Raw genomic sequence first — 928 nt, forward strand, 5'->3', positions numbered from 1 at the left:
CGTGAATGATCCAGCGCTCAAAGGTGCCCTGCTGCACCGTCGTATCGATGCGATGCATGTCCCACAGCACACCGTTAATCCCCGGCGTACCGTCGCCGAGGCGGAATTCACGCGTGCGCACCGCCACGCCATCAAGAATCTGATCCGCCAGCAGGCGCATCGGCAGGTTGTCGGTCACCAGCGGCAGCAGGCCGGTTGGACGCAGCGTCAGCACCAGCGTATTGGTCAGGATCGATGACGGCTCAAACAGCCCGCGCAGACGATCCATAATGCCTGCCGCCGTGCCTGCGGTGATCGACACTTCATCGCCCTGCGACATGTCCACCAGCACTTCGCGGCGTTCGCCCGGTGCGAGCGACAGCGTCTGCACCGCTACCGGCGCGGGCAGGAAGCCCTGATCGCTGGCGATCACCGTAAACGGCCGGTTGTCGCTAAAGCTGAGATCGAAACGGCGCGCATTGGCCGCATTCAGCAGGCGCAAACGTACCCAGCCGCGCGACACTTCGACATACGGGTTTTGCACGCCGTTAACCAGCAGCGTATCGCCGAGGAACCCGCCGTCCGACGGTGGGTTATAAACCGGCGTGGCAAAGTTATCGAGGCGCTTGTCCTGAATAATCAGCGGGAAATCATCGACGCCGTAATGCTTCGGCAGCGGCAGCGCTTTGCTGATGTCATCTTCGATCAGCCACATCCCCGCCAGGCCGTTATAGACGTGCGGCGCCATGCGATTTGGCGTGTTGGCGTGATACCACAGCGTGGCTGCGCCCTGACGAATCGGCAGCACCGGCGCCCAGTCTACGCCGGCGGACATCATGCGCGGCGCACCGCCCATCAGCGCGCCCGGCACCTGCAAACCGCTGACGGTCATCGCCACCGGTTCATTGAGGCGGTTGCTGTAAATCAGTTTGACATCGTCGCCGCTGTA

General features: G+C 62.7%; 1 protein-coding gene. It reads right to left on the minus strand.

Translation table 11 applies throughout. The features are described from left to right. Positions 1-928 (minus strand): cell division protein FtsP (gene ftsP / locus FT726_RS27425; RefSeq protein WP_346303861.1); only part of this gene is annotated, 928 nt, incomplete at both ends.

The organism is Pantoea sp. Morm (genome assembly GCF_016643525.1).
GTDB classification, from domain to species: Bacteria; Pseudomonadota; Gammaproteobacteria; order Enterobacterales; family Enterobacteriaceae; genus Pantoea; species Pantoea dispersa.